Below are 15212 nucleotides of genomic sequence, written 5' to 3'. Positions count from 1 at the left end.
CTTTCATTTTCTGCATTGTCAGGATTTATAGATAGACATTCGTACAGATACGGAAATCAAAAGGGAGGTTGACCCCTTGCTAGATGTAAATAACTTCGAGTATATGAAAATAGGCCTTGCATCACCGAACAAGATTCGTTCTTGGTCTAGAGGTGAAGTAAAGAAGCCGGAAACCATTAACTACCGTACATTAAAACCAGAGAAAGATGGTTTGTTCTGTGAGCGTATCTTTGGTCCAACAAAAGACTGGGAATGTCATTGTGGGAAGTATAAGCGTGTTCGCTATAAAGGCGTTGTTTGTGACCGTTGTGGTGTTGAAGTAACACGTGCTAAGGTACGTCGTGAACGTATGGGTCACATTGAGCTTGCTGCTCCTGTTTCTCACATTTGGTACTTTAAAGGAATTCCGAGTCGTATGGGACTAGTGCTTGATATGTCTCCACGTTCGCTTGAGGAAGTCATTTACTTCGCATCTTATGTGGTTACAGATCCAGGCGATACACCTCTTGAAAAGAAACAACTTCTTTCTGAGAAAGAATATAGAGCGTACTACGATAAATACGGTCGTGGCTTTACTGCACAAATGGGAGCAGAAGCGATCCGCAAACTACTAGCTGATATTGATCTACAAAAAGAAGTGGGTCTTCTTAAAGAAGAGCTGTTAACAGCTCAAGGTCAGCGTCGTACACGTGCGATCAAGCGTTTAGAGGTTCTTGAAGCGTTCCGTCACTCAGGTAACGAGCCTTCTTGGATGGTTCTTGATGTGCTGCCGGTTATTCCACCTGAGCTGCGTCCAATGGTTCAGCTAGATGGTGGCCGTTTTGCTACATCTGACTTAAATGACTTGTATCGTCGTGTTATTAACCGTAACAACCGCTTGAAGCGTCTACTAGACCTTGGAGCACCTAATATTATCGTTCAAAACGAAAAACGTATGCTTCAAGAAGCAGTTGATGCGTTGATTGATAACGGCCGTCGTGGAAGACCTGTTACGGGTCCAGGTAACCGTCCGTTGAAATCTCTTTCTCACATGCTTAAAGGAAAGCAAGGTCGTTTCCGCCAAAACTTACTAGGTAAACGTGTTGACTACTCTGGTCGTTCGGTTATCGTAGTAGGACCTCACTTGAAAATGTATCAGTGTGGACTTCCAAAGGAAATGGCACTTGAGTTATTTAAGCCGTTTGTTATGAAAGAGCTTGTTAGCAAGGGTCTTGCACACAACATTAAGAGTGCAAAACGTAAGGTAGAACGTGTTCAGCCGGAAGTCTGGGATGTCCTAGAAGAAGTCATTCGCGAGCATCCAGTTTTACTTAACCGTGCACCAACACTTCACCGTCTTGGAATTCAAGCGTTTGAACCAATTCTAGTAGAAGGTCGTGCAATTAAGCTTCACCCACTCGTATGTACAGCATATAACGCTGACTTTGATGGTGACCAAATGGCTGTTCACGTACCTCTATCTGCAGAAGCACAAGCAGAAGCTCGTCTACTAATGCTTGCGGCTCAAAACATCTTGAATCCGAAAGATGGTAAGCCAGTTGTTACACCGTCACAGGATATGGTACTAGGTAACTACTACCTAACTCTTGAGCGTGCGGATGCAAAAGGTCAAGGCTCTACATTTAAAGATACGAACGAAGCTATCACTGCTTATCAGAATGGATACGTTCATCTTCATACACGTGTAGCTGTGCCAGTTTCTTCTCTAGGGAAGTCAAACTTCACAGAAGAGCAACAAAGCATGCTGATGTTAACTACAGTAGGTAAGCTAATCTTTAACGAAATTCTACCGGAGTCATTCCCGTATATGAATGAGCCGACAGATTACAACCTAGCCGTAGCTACACCAGCTAAATATATCGTACCAAGCACAACGGATGTGAAAAGTGAGCTAGCTGAACGTGAAGTTATTCTTCCGTTTAAGAAAGGGTTCCTTGGAAACATCATTGCTGAGGTATTTAAGAAATTCAAGATTACAGAAACATCTAAAATGCTTGACCGCATGAAGGATCTTGGATTTAAGTATTCTACTAAAGCTGGTATTACTGTAGGGGTAGCGGATATCGTTGTACTTGCTGAGAAGAAAGTTATTCTAGCTGAAGCAGAAGAAAAGGTTGAACGCATTCTTAAGCAATTCCGTCGTGGTCTAATCACAGAGGAAGAGCGTTATGATCGTGTTATCTCCATCTGGAGTGAGGCGAAGGATGTTATCCAGAACAAGCTAATGGGTACACTTGATCGAAGCAATCCAATCTTCATGATGAGTGACTCAGGAGCGCGTGGTAACGCCTCTAACTTTACGCAGCTTGCGGGTATGCGTGGACTAATGGCGAATCCATCTGGACGTATCATTGAGCTTCCAATCAAATCGAGTTTCCGTGAGGGTCTGACAGTACTTGAGTACTTCATCTCTACACACGGAGCGCGTAAAGGTCTTGCGGATACAGCCCTTAAAACAGCTGACTCAGGTTACCTTACTCGTCGTCTAGTTGACGTAGCACAGGATGTTATTGTCCGTGAAGACGATTGTGGTACGGACCGTGGTCTAGAAGTTGCGGCGATTAAAGAAGGAAACGAAGTCATTGAAGGTTTATACGATCGTTTAGTTGGTCGTCTAGCATTCAAAAAGGTTCGTCATCCAGAATCAAATGAAGTTCTTATTGATAAAAACGAGCTAATCGGTGAAGATACAGCAAAAGCGATTTTAGATGCTGGTGTTGAAGCTGTAACGATTCGTTCTGTATTTACGTGTAACACGCGCCATGGTGTGTGTAAGAAGTGTTACGGCCGCAACCTGGCAACAGGAAGCGACGTTGAAGTGGGAGAAGCAGTTGGAATCATCGCTGCCCAATCAATCGGTGAGCCGGGTACACAGCTTACAATGCGTACGTTCCACACAGGTGGGGTAGCAGGAGACGATATTACACAAGGTCTTCCACGTATCCAGGAGCTATTTGAAGCACGTAATCCGAAGGGTCAAGCGGTTATCTCTGAAGTAGATGGTGAAATCATCGACTTTAAAGATGGAGATAAACGTGAAATCACAATCAAGAGTGAGCTTGAATCAAAAGCATACGCAATTCCTTATGGAGCTCGAATCAGAGTGTCTGTAGGAGATCATGTTGTAGCTGGTGAAAGCATCACTGAAGGTTCTGTAGATCCTAAGGAACTTCTGAAGGTCAAAGGTATGAATGGTGTACAGGAGTATCTTCTTAAAGAAGTACAGAAGGTATACCGTATGCAAGGGGTAGAAATTGGAGACAAACACGTAGAAGTAATGGTACGCCAGATGCTTCGTAAGATCCGTGTGACCGATGCTGGCGATACGAAAGTCCTGCCAGGTGCTCTTATTGAAATTCAGAAATTTAACGACGAGAACAGAAATGTTCTAATCAATGGTGAAAACCCGGCAACTGGCCGCCCTGTTCTACTTGGTATTACCAAAGCATCACTTGAGACAGATTCATTCTTATCGGCTGCATCATTCCAAGAAACAACTCGTGTTCTTACGGATGCTGCAATCAAAGGTAAGCGTGATGAGCTACTTGGTCTTAAAGAGAATGTTATCATTGGTAAGTTGATTCCAGCAGGAACGGGTATGCAACGTTACCGTAACTTAAACATTCATTCTGAGCATACGCAGCAGTCGCAGCAAGAACAAGCGGAAGCAATGCTTGAGGAAATGATTTCACAGGACTAAAAAAATGCTATAGGTGGTTGACACGCATATGCACGGGTGTTAAGATATCAAAGTGTGCCTGAAGACCTGTTGCTTTGGAGGATATCGTATGTCTTATGAAAAAGTTGAACAGGGTTCAAACCCATTTGTTGGTATAAAACAGACACTTAAAGCGCTCGACAATGATCTTGTCAGTGAACTGGTGATTGCCAGTGATGCTGATCCACACATTGTCACTCAGGCTGAGCAGCTTGCTCAGGCAAAGCGCATTCCGATTGTATATGTCGATTCAATGAAGAAGCTTGGAAAAGCTTGTGGAATTGATGTCGGCGCAGCCACTGTAGCGTTAAGGAAGTAATATAATGTTTTTGCCGATCGGTGACTTCCGTTTGGCAAAAACATTACTTTTGCCTAAACATGAACCACCAGGATCAGTGGTCTTATTTTAGAGGGAAGGGGGATCATCATGCCTACTATTAATCAGTTAATCCGTAAAGGCCGTGAAGCAAAAGGGAAGAAATCAGATTCTCCAGCGCTTAACAAAGGATTCAACAGCTTCAAAAAGTCCCAAACAGACGTATCTTCACCACAAAAACGTGGTGTTTGCACACGTGTGGGTACTATGACTCCGAAGAAGCCGAACTCGGCGCTTCGTAAGTATGCGCGTGTTCGTTTAACGAATGGAATTGAAGTTACAGCTTACATTCCTGGTATCGGACACAACCTACAAGAGCACAGTGTAGTACTTATTCGTGGCGGACGTGTGAAAGACTTACCAGGGGTACGTTATCACATCGTTCGTGGCGCACTTGATACAGCTGGTGTACAAAACCGTATGCAAGGACGCTCGAAGTATGGTACGAAAAAGCCAAAAGAAAAGAAATAATCATTTAACTTATTGATAATTTGAAAGGAGGGGAGACTATGCCTCGTAAAGGTCCAGTCCCACGTCGTGACGTATTGCCAGATCCGATCTACAATTCTAAACTTGTTACTCGTCTAATCAACCGTATTATGATTGACGGAAAGAGAGGAATTGCTCAAACCATTCTTTATAATGCGTTTGACACAGTGAAGGAGCGCAGCGGTAACGATCCTATGGAAGTTTTCGACCAAGCTCTTAAGAACATCATGCCAGTTCTTGAAGTTAAAGCCCGCCGTGTTGGTGGTACAAACTATCAAGTACCGATTGAAGTGAAACCAGAGCGTCGTACAACTTTAGGATTACGCTGGTTGGTAAACTATGCACGTCTACGCGGAGAGAAAACCATGGAAGAGCGTCTTGCTAATGAAATCCTAGATGCTGCTAACAACACTGGTTCTTCTGTTAAGAAACGCGAAGACACGCACAAGATGGCTGAAGCAAACAAAGCATTTGCTCACTATCGCTGGTAAGATTAAAACTACTAATAAGGTGTTTCAAAAAGCAGGATTAAAGAGCGTAGCGATTTAACCTGACTTTTTGTACATCATCTAACCGTTGAGGAAGGAGAAATACACTATGGCAAGAGAGTTCTCCTTAAAAGATACGCGTAATATCGGAATCATGGCTCACATTGATGCCGGTAAAACAACTGCAACTGAACGTATCCTGTTTTACACAGGGCGTGTTCATAAAATCGGTGAAACTCACGAAGGTGCTTCTCAAATGGACTGGATGGCGCAAGAGCAAGAGCGTGGTATTACAATCACGTCTGCTGCGACAACAGCTCAATGGAAAGGCCATCGTATTAACATCATCGATACACCAGGACACGTAGACTTCACAGTTGAGGTTGAACGTTCACTTCGCGTATTGGATGGGGCTGTCGCGGTACTAGATGCACAATCAGGTGTTGAACCGCAAACAGAAACTGTATGGCGTCAAGCAACTACTTATGGTGTTCCTCGTGTTGTATTCGTCAATAAGATGGATAAAACCGGTGCAGATTTCATGTACTCTGTTGGAACACTTCGTGACCGTTTACAAGCAAACGCTCACCCGATCCAATTACCAATCGGTGCAGAAGATGATTTCACTGGAATCATCGACCTAATCGAAATGGAAGCTCACATCTACAAAGATGACCTTGGTAAGGAGTGGGAAACAACTGAAATTCCTGCTGAGTATAAAGAACAAGCAGAGAAACTTCATGAATCATTAATCGAAGCAGTAGCTGAGCTTGATGAAGAATTAACGATGAAGTATCTTGAAGGTGAAGAGATTACAAATGAAGAGCTTAAAGCTGCAATCCGTAAAGGAACTTGTAACGTTGAATTCTATCCTGTAATCTGTGGTTCGGCATTTAAGAACAAAGGTGTTCAGCTTATGCTAGATGCTGTTCTTGCTTACCTACCATCACCACTTGATGTTCGTGCGATCACTGGTCACATTCCTGATTCTGAAGAAGAAGTTACTCGTGAGCCAGGCGATGATCAACCGTTCTCTGCACTTGCTTTCAAAGTAATGACGGATCCTTATGTTGGTAAACTAACATTCTTCCGTGTTTACTCTGGTACGCTTGATTCTGGTTCTTATGTTAAGAACTCTACAAAAGACAAGCGTGAGCGCGTAGGTCGTATCCTACAAATGCACGCAAACTCACGTGAGGAAATCTCTACGGTTTACTCTGGTGATATTGCTGCTGCTGTAGGTCTTAAAGATACGACTACTGGTGATACACTATGTGATGAGAAGAACCTTGTTATCCTTGAATCAATGGACTTCCCAGAACCAGTTATTCACCTTTCTGTTGAGCCTAAGTCTAAAGCTGACCAAGATAAAATGGGTATGGCATTAGCTAAACTTGCAGAAGAAGATCCAACATTCAAAACGCACACTGACGAAGAAACGGGTCAAACAATCATCGGTGGTATGGGTGAGCTTCACCTTGATATCATTGTTGACCGTATGAAACGTGAATTCAAAGTAGAAGCGAATGTTGGTGCACCTCAAGTTTCATATCGTGAAACGATTCGCCAATCTGCACAGGTTGAAGGTAAGTTTGTTCGTCAATCTGGTGGACGTGGACAGTTCGGTCACGTATGGGTTGAGTTCTCTCCTAACGAAGAGGGCGCAGGCTTTGAGTTTGTGAATGGAATTGTTGGTGGAGTTGTTCCTCGTGAATACGTACCAGCTGTTCAAGCAGGTATTGAAGAAGCACTTGATAACGGTATGATTGCTGGCTTCCCTGTAATCGACATTAAAGCTCGTCTTTTTGATGGTTCTTACCATGATGTCGATTCCAATGAAATGGCCTTTAAGATTGCTGCATCAATGGCTCTGAAAAATGCCAAAACCAAGTGTAACCCGGTTCTTCTTGAGCCACTTATGAAGGTAGAGATTGTTGTACCTGAAGAGTACATGGGTGACATTATGGGTGATGTTACAGCTCGTCGTGGACGTGTTGAAGGAATGGAAGCGCGCGGTAACGCACAAACCGTTAAAGCGTTTGTACCTCTTGCAGAAATGTTTGGGTATGCAACATCTCTTCGTTCACGCACACAAGGACGCGGTACGTACTCTATGTTCTTTGATCATTATGAAGAAGTACCGAAGAGTGTCGCAGCTGAAATTATCAAGAAACAAACTGGAGAGTAATCGTTCGCGATTGTTTCCAAAACATTTTTGTTGTAAGCTAAGGATGATGTACAACCCTTTACGGGCGAACCATCTTTCTTGTTAAAAAATAAATGAATTGTTCAATTAAAGGGAGGAAATGAATCATGGGTAAAGAAAAATTCGATCGTTCCAAAACACATGCCAATATTGGTACTATTGGACACGTTGACCATGGTAAAACGACACTAACTGCTGCAATTACAACTGTACTTGCTAAGCGTTCTGGTAAAGGTCAAGCAATGGCGTATGACGCTATTGATGGAGCTCCAGAGGAGCGCGAGCGTGGAATCACAATCTCTACTGCTCACGTTGAATACGAAACTGACAGCCGTCACTACGCACACGTAGATTGCCCAGGACACGCTGACTATGTTAAAAACATGATCACTGGTGCTGCACAAATGGACGGAGGAATCTTAGTAGTATCTGCTGCTGACGGTCCAATGCCACAAACTCGTGAGCACATCCTTCTTTCTCGTAACGTAGGTGTACCTGCACTTGTTGTATTCTTAAACAAATGTGACATGGTAGACGACGAAGAACTTCTTGAGCTTGTAGAAATGGAAGTACGTGATCTTCTTTCTGAGTATGACTTCCCTGGTGATGACGTTCCAGTTATCCAAGGTTCTGCACTTAAAGCCCTTCAAGGTGATGCAGACTACGAAGAAAAAATCATCGAGCTTATGAACGCAGTAGATGAGTACATTCCTACTCCTCCACGTGACACTGAAAAACCATTCATGATGCCTGTTGAGGATGTATTCTCAATCACTGGTCGTGGTACGGTTGCTACAGGTCGTGTAGAGCGTGGTCAACTTAACGTTGGTGACGAAGTAGAAATCATCGGTATTGCTGAAGAAGCTAAGAAAACAACTGTAACTGGTGTTGAGATGTTCCGTAAGCTTCTTGACTATGCTGAAGCTGGTGACAACATTGGAGCACTACTTCGTGGTGTATCTCGTGATGATATCCAACGTGGTCAAGTACTTGCTAAGCCAGGTACAATCACTCCACACACAAACTTCACTTCTGAAGTTTATGTATTATCTAAAGATGAGGGTGGACGTCACACTCCATTCTTCACAAACTACCGTCCTCAGTTCTACTTCCGTACAACTGACGTAACGGGTGTTGTACACCTTCCAGAAGGCGTTGAAATGGTAATGCCTGGTGATAACACAGAAATGACTGTTGAGCTTATCGCTCCAATCGCGATCGAAGAAGGAACTCGTTTCTCTATTCGTGAAGGTGGACGTACAGTTGGATCTGGTGTTGTAGCTTCTATCCAGAAGTAATTTCACTAAAGAACAAAGCATCCCTCTAAGGGGTGCTTTTTCTTTTCTCTAAAATACGTTTGAATAGATTCCGTTTCGTCCATCATTACAATAGAAGAAACACGGATTTACATCTAACCAAATCTCTACTATAATACGTAGAATTGAACGATCGAGCAGAGTAAAAAATCAATACAGGCTATAGATACTCTGCAGCAAAAGAGCGGAGATAAATCAACTTTCGCAAAGCTGGTATTGTTCATTCTTCTTCTTAACTGTTAATGTAACTCTATCTAAATCATACTAATGAAGTTCTTATCAAGATGACGTTTCTTCTATATATAACGTAAAGCACAAAAACAAAGCGAACGGGAAGGGAGGCCGACTCCTGTGGGACAAAAAGGTGAGGTTGAAATAAGGCTGGCGTTAGCCAGTTTAGTTCAACGCCTCCCACGGATAGCGTGCCCCCATCCCGGTAGTGAATGTCTGGTCTGCCCACTCTTTTTAATCAATTGACAGCAATGATCATACGTATTCAGAAAAACCCTGCTCTATCAACAAATTTCTTTTTAAAAAGCCTTGCAATTACAAGTCTTAGTCTTTATAATAGTAGAAGTGTGCCCAAACTATATTTATCTTGTTCGGTTGAAGAAGAGAAGAAAGTGTAAGTGCATTGACATCGATGATGCGGAAGGTTGCTGATACACCCGGCCCCATTGCCATGGCAGAGTGTATGAAATTTTCGCGGAGTATGTCTGTTTATAAAAATGGACGAAAAAGGAGGGGCTATAATGGCAAAGCAAAAGATTCGTATTCGTTTAAAAGCTTATGATCACCGTGTTTTGGACCAATCAGCAGAGAAAATCGTAGAAACGGCTAAACGTTCGGGTGCAAGTGTATCAGGACCGATTCCGCTTCCAACTGAGAGATCAGTGTACACGGTTCTTCGTGCTGTTCATAAGTACAAAGATTCTCGTGAACAATTCGAGATGCGTACACATAAGCGTTTGATTGATATCGTTGAACCAACACCACAAACTGTGGATGCGTTAATGCGTTTAGACTTACCGTCTGGCGTAGACATCGAAATCAAACTATAATAGCTAACTTGCTTTTTGGCGGCTAGGTCGCTCTTGATAAATGGCAAACTAATAAAATGATTTAATTATATAGGAGGTGTAACGGATGACCAAAGGAATCTTAGGTAGAAAAATCGGTATGACTCAGGTATTTGCTGAGAATGGCGAAGTCATCCCAGTAACAGTAATTGAAGCTGAACCAAACGTGGTTCTGCAAAAGAAAACAGTTGATTCTGATGGTTACGAAGCAATCCAACTTGGATTTGCTGACCAGAAGAAAAACAACACTACAAAACCGTCTGAAGGGCATGCAGCAAAAGCTCAAACGACTCCTAAGCGCTACATCAAGGAAATCCGTAACGTTACTCTAGATGACTATGAAGTCGGACAAGAGCTTAGCGTAACAACTTTTGCAGAAGGCGATGTAGTAGACGTAACAGGAACATCTAAAGGGAAAGGTTTCCAAGGTGCTATTAAGCGTCATAACCAATCTCGCGGACCGATGTCCCATGGTTCACGTTACCACCGTCGTCCTGGTTCAATGGGTCCTGTTGCTCCAAACCGTGTATTCAAAGGGAAACTTCTTCCTGGACGTATGGGTGGAGAAACAATCACGATTCAGAACTTGGAAATCGTAAAAGTAGACGCTGAACGTAATCTTTTACTAGTAAAAGGAAATGTTCCTGGAGCAAGAAAAGGTTATGTAGCAATTCAGTCCGGAGTTAAAGCTAACTAATCGATTTATAGAAGAAAGGAGGCCACATCATGCCGAAAGTTACAGTATTTAATCAAACTGGTTCAGAAGTTGGCGATATCGAGCTTGCTGATTCCGTTTTCGGAATTGAACCAAATGAGAGTGTGTTACATGACGCAGTAGTAATGCAACAAGCATCTCTACGTCAAGGAACTCACAAAACAAAAGGACGCTCTGAAGTTCGCGGAGGCGGTCGTAAACCATGGCGCCAAAAGGGTACAGGACGTGCTCGTCAAGGTTCTATCCGTTCACCACAATGGGTTGGCGGTGGAGTTGTTTTCGGACCTACACCACGCAGCTACAGCTTCAAACTTCCTAAGAAGGTTCGTCGCCTAGCGATCAAATCTGCGCTATCAAGCAAAGTTCAAGCTTCTGAGGTTGTTGTACTTGAAGATCTTAAATTTGACGCAATCAAAACTAAAGACATGGCAGCTGTCCTGTCTGGACTTTCTATTGCGAAAAAAGCTCTAGTTGTTGTTTCTGACTACAACGAGAACGTAGAACTTTCAAGTCGTAATCTTCCAAATGTAACAGTCTTAACTGCTGACGCTGTTAACGTACTTGATGTGCTTAAGCACGACAAGCTAGTTCTAACAAAAGCGGCTGTTGAAAAGGTAGAGGAGGTGCTTGCATAATGTCAAACGCTCGTGATATCTTAAAGCGCCCTATCATTACTGAACGTTCAACTGATTTGATGGAAGAAAAGAAATACACTTTCGAAGTTGATGTTCGTGCGAACAAAACTCAAATCAAATCAGCTGTAGAGGAAATCTTCGAAGTTAAGGTTTCTAACGTAAATACAATTAACTCCAAAGGGAAGTCAAAACGTTTCGGACGTTACACTGGCTACACGGCTCGCCGTAAAAAAGCTATTGTTACATTAACGCCTGAAAGTAAAGAACTAGACTTCTTTGAAGGGTAACATTAACAAAGAAGGAGGGAATTAAAGATGGCTATTAAAAAGTATAAACCAACCAGTGCCGGTCGTCGTGGCATGTCAGTTTCTGATTTCGCTGAACTAACGACGGATAAGCCGGAAAAGTCGTTACTAGCTCCTTTACACAAAAAAGGCGGCCGTAACAACCAAGGTAAATTGACTGTACGTCATCAAGGTGGCGGACACAAACGTCAATACCGTATCATCGATTTCAAACGTAATAAAGATGGTATTCCAGGACGCGTTGCTACGATCGAATACGATCCAAACCGTTCTGCTAACATTGCGTTACTTCACTATGCAGATGGTGAAAAACGTTACATCTTAGCTCCAAAAGGCCTTAAGGTCGGAACTGTTGTTGAATCGGGTGTTGAAGCGGATATCAAAGTAGGTAACACATTACCACTTAGCAATATTCCAGTAGGTACTATCATTCACAACATCGAGCTTCGTCCTGGTAAAGGTGGTCAGCTTGTTCGTTCTGCTGGTGCAGAAGCTCAACTTCTTGGTAAAGAAGGTCAATATGTACTTGTTCGTCTGAACTCAGGTGAAACTCGTTACATCCTATCTACTTGCCGCGCTACAATCGGTCAAGTTGGTAACCTTGAGCACGAACTTGTGAACATCGGTAAAGCCGGTCGTTCTAGATGGTTAGGTAAACGTCCTACGGTTCGTGGATCTGTAATGAACCCGAACGATCACCCACACGGTGGTGGTGAAGGTAGATCTCCAATCGGACGTAAATCTCCAATGTCTCCTTGGGGTAAACCAACTCTTGGATACAAAACACGTAAGAAGAACAACCCATCTGACAAGTACATTGTACGTCGTCGCAAAAAATAACGCGATATGGCTTCGGTTCTCAAACCAGGGAGCCGGTTGCCAATCACGGAAGGAGGAAATCTCATGAGCCGTAGTTTAAAAAAGGGACCTTTTGTTGATGATCACTTGATGAAAAAAGTTGAAGCTCTTAACGAGACTAACGATAAGAAAGTTATCAAGACATGGTCTCGCCGTTCAACGATCTTTCCTGATTTCGTCGGTCACACATTTGCAATTTATGATGGTCGTAAGCACGTACCGGTATACGTATCCGAGGATATGGTAGGACACAAGCTTGGCGAATTCGCACCAAGCCGTACTTACAAAGGTCACGCTGCTGACGATAGAAAAACTAGACGTTAAGGATTGAAGAGAGGAGGTTTAAGACCATGCAAGCTAAAGCTGTAGCAAAACAAATTCGTATTGCTCCTCGTAAAGTGCGTTTGGTTATAGACTTGATTCGTGGCAAAAATGTTGGAGAAGCAGTGGCTATTTTACGTCATACTCCAAAAGCTGCCTCGCCGGTAGTAGAAAAGCTATTGAATTCAGCTATTGCTAATGCAGAACACAATTACGAGATGGAGCCTAATAATCTTGTTATTAGTGAAGCCTTTGTTGATGAAGGTGTAACTCTTAAACGTTTCCGCCCTCGTGCGATGGGACGTGCAAGCAAAATTAACAAACGTAGTAGCCATATTACGATTGTTGTAACTGAGAAGAAGGAGGGATAACGCATGGGTCAAAAAATTAATCCGATAGGTCTTCGGGTTGGTGTTATTCGTGACTGGGAGTCTAAATGGTACGCAGATAAAGACTATGCAAACCTACTTCACGAAGATATTAAAATCCGTGATTATATCGAAACTCGTTTAAAAGAAGCATCCGTTTCTAAAGTAGAAATCGAGCGTGCTGCTAATCGTGTGAATATCACAATCTCTACTGCAAAGCCAGGAATGGTAATCGGTAAAGGTGGATCAGAGGTTGAAGCTCTTCGTAAAGCGCTAAACGACCTAACTGGTAAAAGAGTTCACATTAACATCTTTGAAATCAAGCAAGCTGATCTTGATGCGAAGCTTGTTGCTGAAAATATTGCTCGTCAACTTGAGAACCGTATCTCATTCCGTCGTGCAATGAAACAATCTATCCAACGTACTATGCGTTCTGGAGCAAAAGGTATTAAAACGCAAGTATCTGGCCGTCTTGGTGGAGCAGATATCGCGCGTGCTGAGCACTACAACGAAGGAACAGTTCCACTTCATACTCTTCGTGCTGACATCGACTACGGTACAGCTGAAGCAGATACTACTTATGGTAAAATCGGTGTGAAAATCTGGATTTACCGTGGTGAAGTCCTTCCAACGAAAGGAACTAAAAAAGAGGAAGGAGGCAACTAATCATGTTATTACCTAAACGTGTTAAATATCGTCGCGAACATCGCGGAAAAATGCGTGGACGTGCAAAAGGTGGTACTGAAGTTCATTTCGGTGAATTCGGACTACAAGCTACGGAAGCTTCTTGGGTGACTAACCGTCAAATCGAAGCTGCTCGTATTGCAATGACTCGTTACATGAAACGTGGTGGTAAGGTTTGGATTAAGATCTTCCCTTCTAAACCATACACTGCTAAGCCTTTAGAAGTACGAATGGGTTCTGGTAAAGGGGCACCTGAAGGATGGGTTGCCGTTGTGAAACCGGGTAAGGTTATGTTTGAAATTTCTGGAGTATCTGAAGAAGTTGCTCGTGAAGCTCTTCGTCTTGCCTCTCACAAATTACCGCTCAAAACTAAGTTTGTAAAACGTGAAGAACTGGGTGGTGACGCAAATGAAAGCTAATGATATCCGTAATTTAACCACTGCTGAGATTGAAAAACAGACTCAAACATTGAAAGAGGAGTTATTTAACCTTCGCTTTCAACTAGCAACTGGTCAATTAGACAATCCTTCTCGTATCCGTGAGGTACGTAAAGGCATTGCTCGTACAAAGACCGTTTTGCGTGAGCGTGAGCTTGGAATTAATAACGGCTAAAGAGGAGGTTTGCTAAATGGAACGCAACCAGCGTAAAGTATATCAAGGTCGCGTTGTTTCCGACAAAATGGATAAAACCATTACGGTACTTGTTGAAACATACAAGAAAGATCGTTTGTACGGAAAACGTGTTAAGTACTCAAAGAAAATGAAAGCCCATGATGAAGAGAACACTGCGAAAACTGGTGATATCGTTAGAATCATGGAAACTCGTCCGCTTTCAAAGGACAAACGTTTTCGTCTAGTAGAAATCGTGGAAGAAGCGGTTATTATTTAATAAAAGCTTTTGATTTGAAGGGAGGTAAACTCATATGATTCAACAAGAATCCCGTTTAAAGGTTGCAGATAACTCTGGTGCTCGTGAAGTACTATGTATTAAAGTACTAGGTGGATCAGGCCGCAAAACAGCTAACATCGGTGACGTTATCGTTTGCTCGGTAAAACAAGCAACACCAGGTGGCGTTGTCAAAAAAGGTGAAGTTGTTAAAGCTGTAATCGTACGTACAAAAACTGGTGCTCGTCGTGCTGATGGTTCATACATCAAATTTGATGAGAACGCAGCTGTAATCGTACGTGATGATAAGAGCCCACGTGGAACTCGTATCTTTGGACCAGTTGCTCGTGAACTTCGTGATAACCAATTCATGAAGATCGTATCTCTTGCTCCAGAAGTTCTATAAGTAACGATTATCGCAAGATCCAGGGAGGTGCAAATATGTCAAACATGCATGTCAAAAAAGGTGACACAGTTATCGTGATCGCTGGTAAAGACAAAGGTAAGCAAGGAGTTGTTCTTGAAGCTTTTCCTAAGAAGAGTCGTGTGCTTGTTGAAGGTGTAAACCTTGTTAAGAAACACGCGAAGCCATCTCAGGATAATCCACAAGGCGGCATCCTTAACCAAGAAGCATCAATTCACTCATCTAACGTGATGCACGTTGATCCTAAATCAGGAGAGCGCACACGTGTCGGATATAAAGAAGAGAACGGTAAAAAAGTACGGGTTGCAAAACGTTCTGGCGAAGCGCTAGACAAGTAATCAACA

Annotated in this window: 19 protein-coding genes; all 19 read left to right on the top strand. The window is 42.9% G+C overall.

Translation table 11 applies throughout. The annotated features are described in order from the left end of the window. The first annotated feature begins 76 nt into the window (after positions 1-76). The 19 genes from rpoC to rplX all read left to right on the top strand — a co-directional run bounded on the left by rpoC (position 77) and on the right by rplX (position 15206). A complete protein-coding gene (rpoC, locus tag ACQKKO_RS17690; protein WP_498649519.1) occupies positions 77-3700 on the top strand; it encodes a DNA-directed RNA polymerase subunit beta' in 3624 nt (1207 codons plus the stop codon). Positions 3701-3788: 88 nt separating this feature from the next. Further along, positions 3789-4037 (top strand): 50S ribosomal protein L7ae-like protein, encoded by a 249-nt coding sequence (locus ACQKKO_RS17685; RefSeq protein WP_498649517.1) that lies wholly within the window; start codon positions 3789-3791, stop codon positions 4035-4037. Between the two features lie 108 nt (positions 4038-4145). Further along, complete coding sequence (gene rpsL / locus ACQKKO_RS17680; RefSeq protein WP_203090881.1) at positions 4146-4565, top strand: 30S ribosomal protein S12; 420 nt, start codon at positions 4146-4148, stop codon at positions 4563-4565. Positions 4566-4603: 38 nt separating this feature from the next. Beyond that, positions 4604-5074 (top strand): 30S ribosomal protein S7, encoded by a 471-nt coding sequence (gene rpsG, locus ACQKKO_RS17675; RefSeq protein WP_498649514.1) that lies wholly within the window; start codon positions 4604-4606, stop codon positions 5072-5074. Between the two features lie 106 nt (positions 5075-5180). Next, positions 5181-7259, top strand: coding sequence for an elongation factor G (gene fusA, locus ACQKKO_RS17670; RefSeq protein ID WP_498649512.1), 2079 nt, complete (start codon positions 5181-5183; stop codon positions 7257-7259). 125 nt (positions 7260-7384) lie between these two features. Next, positions 7385-8575, top strand: coding sequence for an elongation factor Tu (gene tuf, locus ACQKKO_RS17665; protein ID WP_440162164.1), 1191 nt, complete (start codon positions 7385-7387; stop codon positions 8573-8575). Between the two features lie 770 nt (positions 8576-9345). Beyond that, complete coding sequence (rpsJ, locus tag ACQKKO_RS17660; RefSeq protein WP_479826963.1) at positions 9346-9654, top strand: 30S ribosomal protein S10; 309 nt, start codon at positions 9346-9348, stop codon at positions 9652-9654. Positions 9655-9739: 85 nt separating this feature from the next. Continuing rightward, positions 9740-10369: a 50S ribosomal protein L3 gene (gene rplC, locus ACQKKO_RS17655; protein ID WP_479826965.1), complete on the top strand. Its 630-nt coding sequence runs from the start codon at positions 9740-9742 to the stop codon at positions 10367-10369. Between the two features lie 29 nt (positions 10370-10398). Then, on the top strand, positions 10399-11022 hold the full coding sequence (gene rplD / locus ACQKKO_RS17650) for a 50S ribosomal protein L4 (protein WP_498649510.1): 624 nt from the start codon (positions 10399-10401) through the stop codon (positions 11020-11022). Continuing rightward, positions 11022-11309, top strand: coding sequence for a 50S ribosomal protein L23 (gene rplW, locus ACQKKO_RS17645; RefSeq protein WP_203090888.1), 288 nt, complete (start codon positions 11022-11024; stop codon positions 11307-11309). The genes rplD and rplW overlap by 1 nt, the downstream gene beginning before the upstream one ends. Before the next feature lie 27 nt (positions 11310-11336). Next, entirely contained in the window at positions 11337-12167 is an 831-nt protein-coding gene (gene rplB / locus ACQKKO_RS17640; protein WP_498649509.1) for a 50S ribosomal protein L2, read from the top strand. A 63-nt stretch (positions 12168-12230) separates the two neighbouring features. Next, positions 12231-12509 carry a 30S ribosomal protein S19 gene (gene rpsS / locus ACQKKO_RS17635; RefSeq protein ID WP_203090890.1) on the top strand — a complete coding sequence of 93 codons (279 nt, stop codon included), beginning with the start codon at positions 12231-12233 and terminating at the stop codon, positions 12507-12509. A 26-nt stretch (positions 12510-12535) separates the two neighbouring features. Next, positions 12536-12877, top strand: coding sequence for a 50S ribosomal protein L22 (rplV, locus tag ACQKKO_RS17630; RefSeq protein ID WP_251611488.1), 342 nt, complete (start codon positions 12536-12538; stop codon positions 12875-12877). Positions 12878-12880: 3 nt separating this feature from the next. Next, positions 12881-13540: a 30S ribosomal protein S3 gene (gene rpsC / locus ACQKKO_RS17625; RefSeq protein ID WP_203090891.1), complete on the top strand. Its 660-nt coding sequence runs from the start codon at positions 12881-12883 to the stop codon at positions 13538-13540. 2 nt (positions 13541-13542) lie between these two features. Next, positions 13543-13977: a 50S ribosomal protein L16 gene (gene rplP / locus ACQKKO_RS17620; protein WP_203090892.1), complete on the top strand. Its 435-nt coding sequence runs from the start codon at positions 13543-13545 to the stop codon at positions 13975-13977. Next, on the top strand, positions 13967-14170 hold the full coding sequence (rpmC, locus tag ACQKKO_RS17615) for a 50S ribosomal protein L29 (protein ID WP_203090893.1): 204 nt from the start codon (positions 13967-13969) through the stop codon (positions 14168-14170). The genes rplP and rpmC overlap by 11 nt, the downstream gene beginning before the upstream one ends. A 16-nt stretch (positions 14171-14186) precedes the next feature. Next, positions 14187-14447, top strand: coding sequence for a 30S ribosomal protein S17 (gene rpsQ, locus ACQKKO_RS17610; protein ID WP_203090894.1), 261 nt, complete (start codon positions 14187-14189; stop codon positions 14445-14447). Between the two features lie 34 nt (positions 14448-14481). Further along, on the top strand, positions 14482-14850 hold the full coding sequence (gene rplN, locus ACQKKO_RS17605) for a 50S ribosomal protein L14 (protein ID WP_498649505.1): 369 nt from the start codon (positions 14482-14484) through the stop codon (positions 14848-14850). A gap of 44 nt (positions 14851-14894) precedes the next feature. Beyond that, positions 14895-15206 (top strand): 50S ribosomal protein L24, encoded by a 312-nt coding sequence (gene rplX / locus ACQKKO_RS17600; RefSeq protein ID WP_343132048.1) that lies wholly within the window; start codon positions 14895-14897, stop codon positions 15204-15206. Positions 15207-15212 lie beyond the last annotated feature (6 nt).

The sequence above is a fragment of the Alkalihalobacillus sp. NPDC127517 genome, from assembly GCF_050276055.1.
Classification (GTDB): domain Bacteria; phylum Bacillota; class Bacilli; order Bacillales; family Bacillaceae_D; genus Alkalicoccobacillus.
The sequence above is the reverse complement of the archived record's forward strand: the minus strand, read 5'-3'. Positions and strand labels throughout refer to the sequence as shown.

Bases quoted from the DNA above. Each gene is read 5' to 3' on its own strand.
- ACQKKO_RS17685 (WP_498649517.1), top strand. From the start codon at position 3,789: ATGTCTTATGAAAAAGTTGAACAGGGTTCAAACCCATTTGTTGGTATA.
- rpsL (WP_203090881.1), top strand. From the start codon at position 4,146: ATGCCTACTATTAATCAGTTAATCCGTAAAGGCCGTGAAGCAAAAGGG.
- rpsG (WP_498649514.1), top strand. From the start codon at position 4,604: ATGCCTCGTAAAGGTCCAGTCCCACGTCGTGACGTATTGCCAGATCCG.
- fusA (WP_498649512.1), top strand. From the start codon at position 5,181: ATGGCAAGAGAGTTCTCCTTAAAAGATACGCGTAATATCGGAATCATG.
- tuf (WP_440162164.1), top strand. From the start codon at position 7,385: ATGGGTAAAGAAAAATTCGATCGTTCCAAAACACATGCCAATATTGGT.
- rpsJ (WP_479826963.1), top strand. From the start codon at position 9,346: ATGGCAAAGCAAAAGATTCGTATTCGTTTAAAAGCTTATGATCACCGT.
- rplC (WP_479826965.1), top strand. From the start codon at position 9,740: ATGACCAAAGGAATCTTAGGTAGAAAAATCGGTATGACTCAGGTATTT.
- rplD (WP_498649510.1), top strand. From the start codon at position 10,399: ATGCCGAAAGTTACAGTATTTAATCAAACTGGTTCAGAAGTTGGCGAT.
- rplW (WP_203090888.1), top strand. From the start codon at position 11,022: ATGTCAAACGCTCGTGATATCTTAAAGCGCCCTATCATTACTGAACGT.
- rplB (WP_498649509.1), top strand. From the start codon at position 11,337: ATGGCTATTAAAAAGTATAAACCAACCAGTGCCGGTCGTCGTGGCATG.
- rpsS (WP_203090890.1), top strand. From the start codon at position 12,231: ATGAGCCGTAGTTTAAAAAAGGGACCTTTTGTTGATGATCACTTGATG.
- rplV (WP_251611488.1), top strand. From the start codon at position 12,536: ATGCAAGCTAAAGCTGTAGCAAAACAAATTCGTATTGCTCCTCGTAAA.
- rpsC (WP_203090891.1), top strand. From the start codon at position 12,881: ATGGGTCAAAAAATTAATCCGATAGGTCTTCGGGTTGGTGTTATTCGT.
- rplP (WP_203090892.1), top strand. From the start codon at position 13,543: ATGTTATTACCTAAACGTGTTAAATATCGTCGCGAACATCGCGGAAAA.
- rpmC (WP_203090893.1), top strand. From the start codon at position 13,967: ATGAAAGCTAATGATATCCGTAATTTAACCACTGCTGAGATTGAAAAA.
- rpsQ (WP_203090894.1), top strand. From the start codon at position 14,187: ATGGAACGCAACCAGCGTAAAGTATATCAAGGTCGCGTTGTTTCCGAC.
- rplN (WP_498649505.1), top strand. From the start codon at position 14,482: ATGATTCAACAAGAATCCCGTTTAAAGGTTGCAGATAACTCTGGTGCT.
- rplX (WP_343132048.1), top strand. From the start codon at position 14,895: ATGCATGTCAAAAAAGGTGACACAGTTATCGTGATCGCTGGTAAAGAC.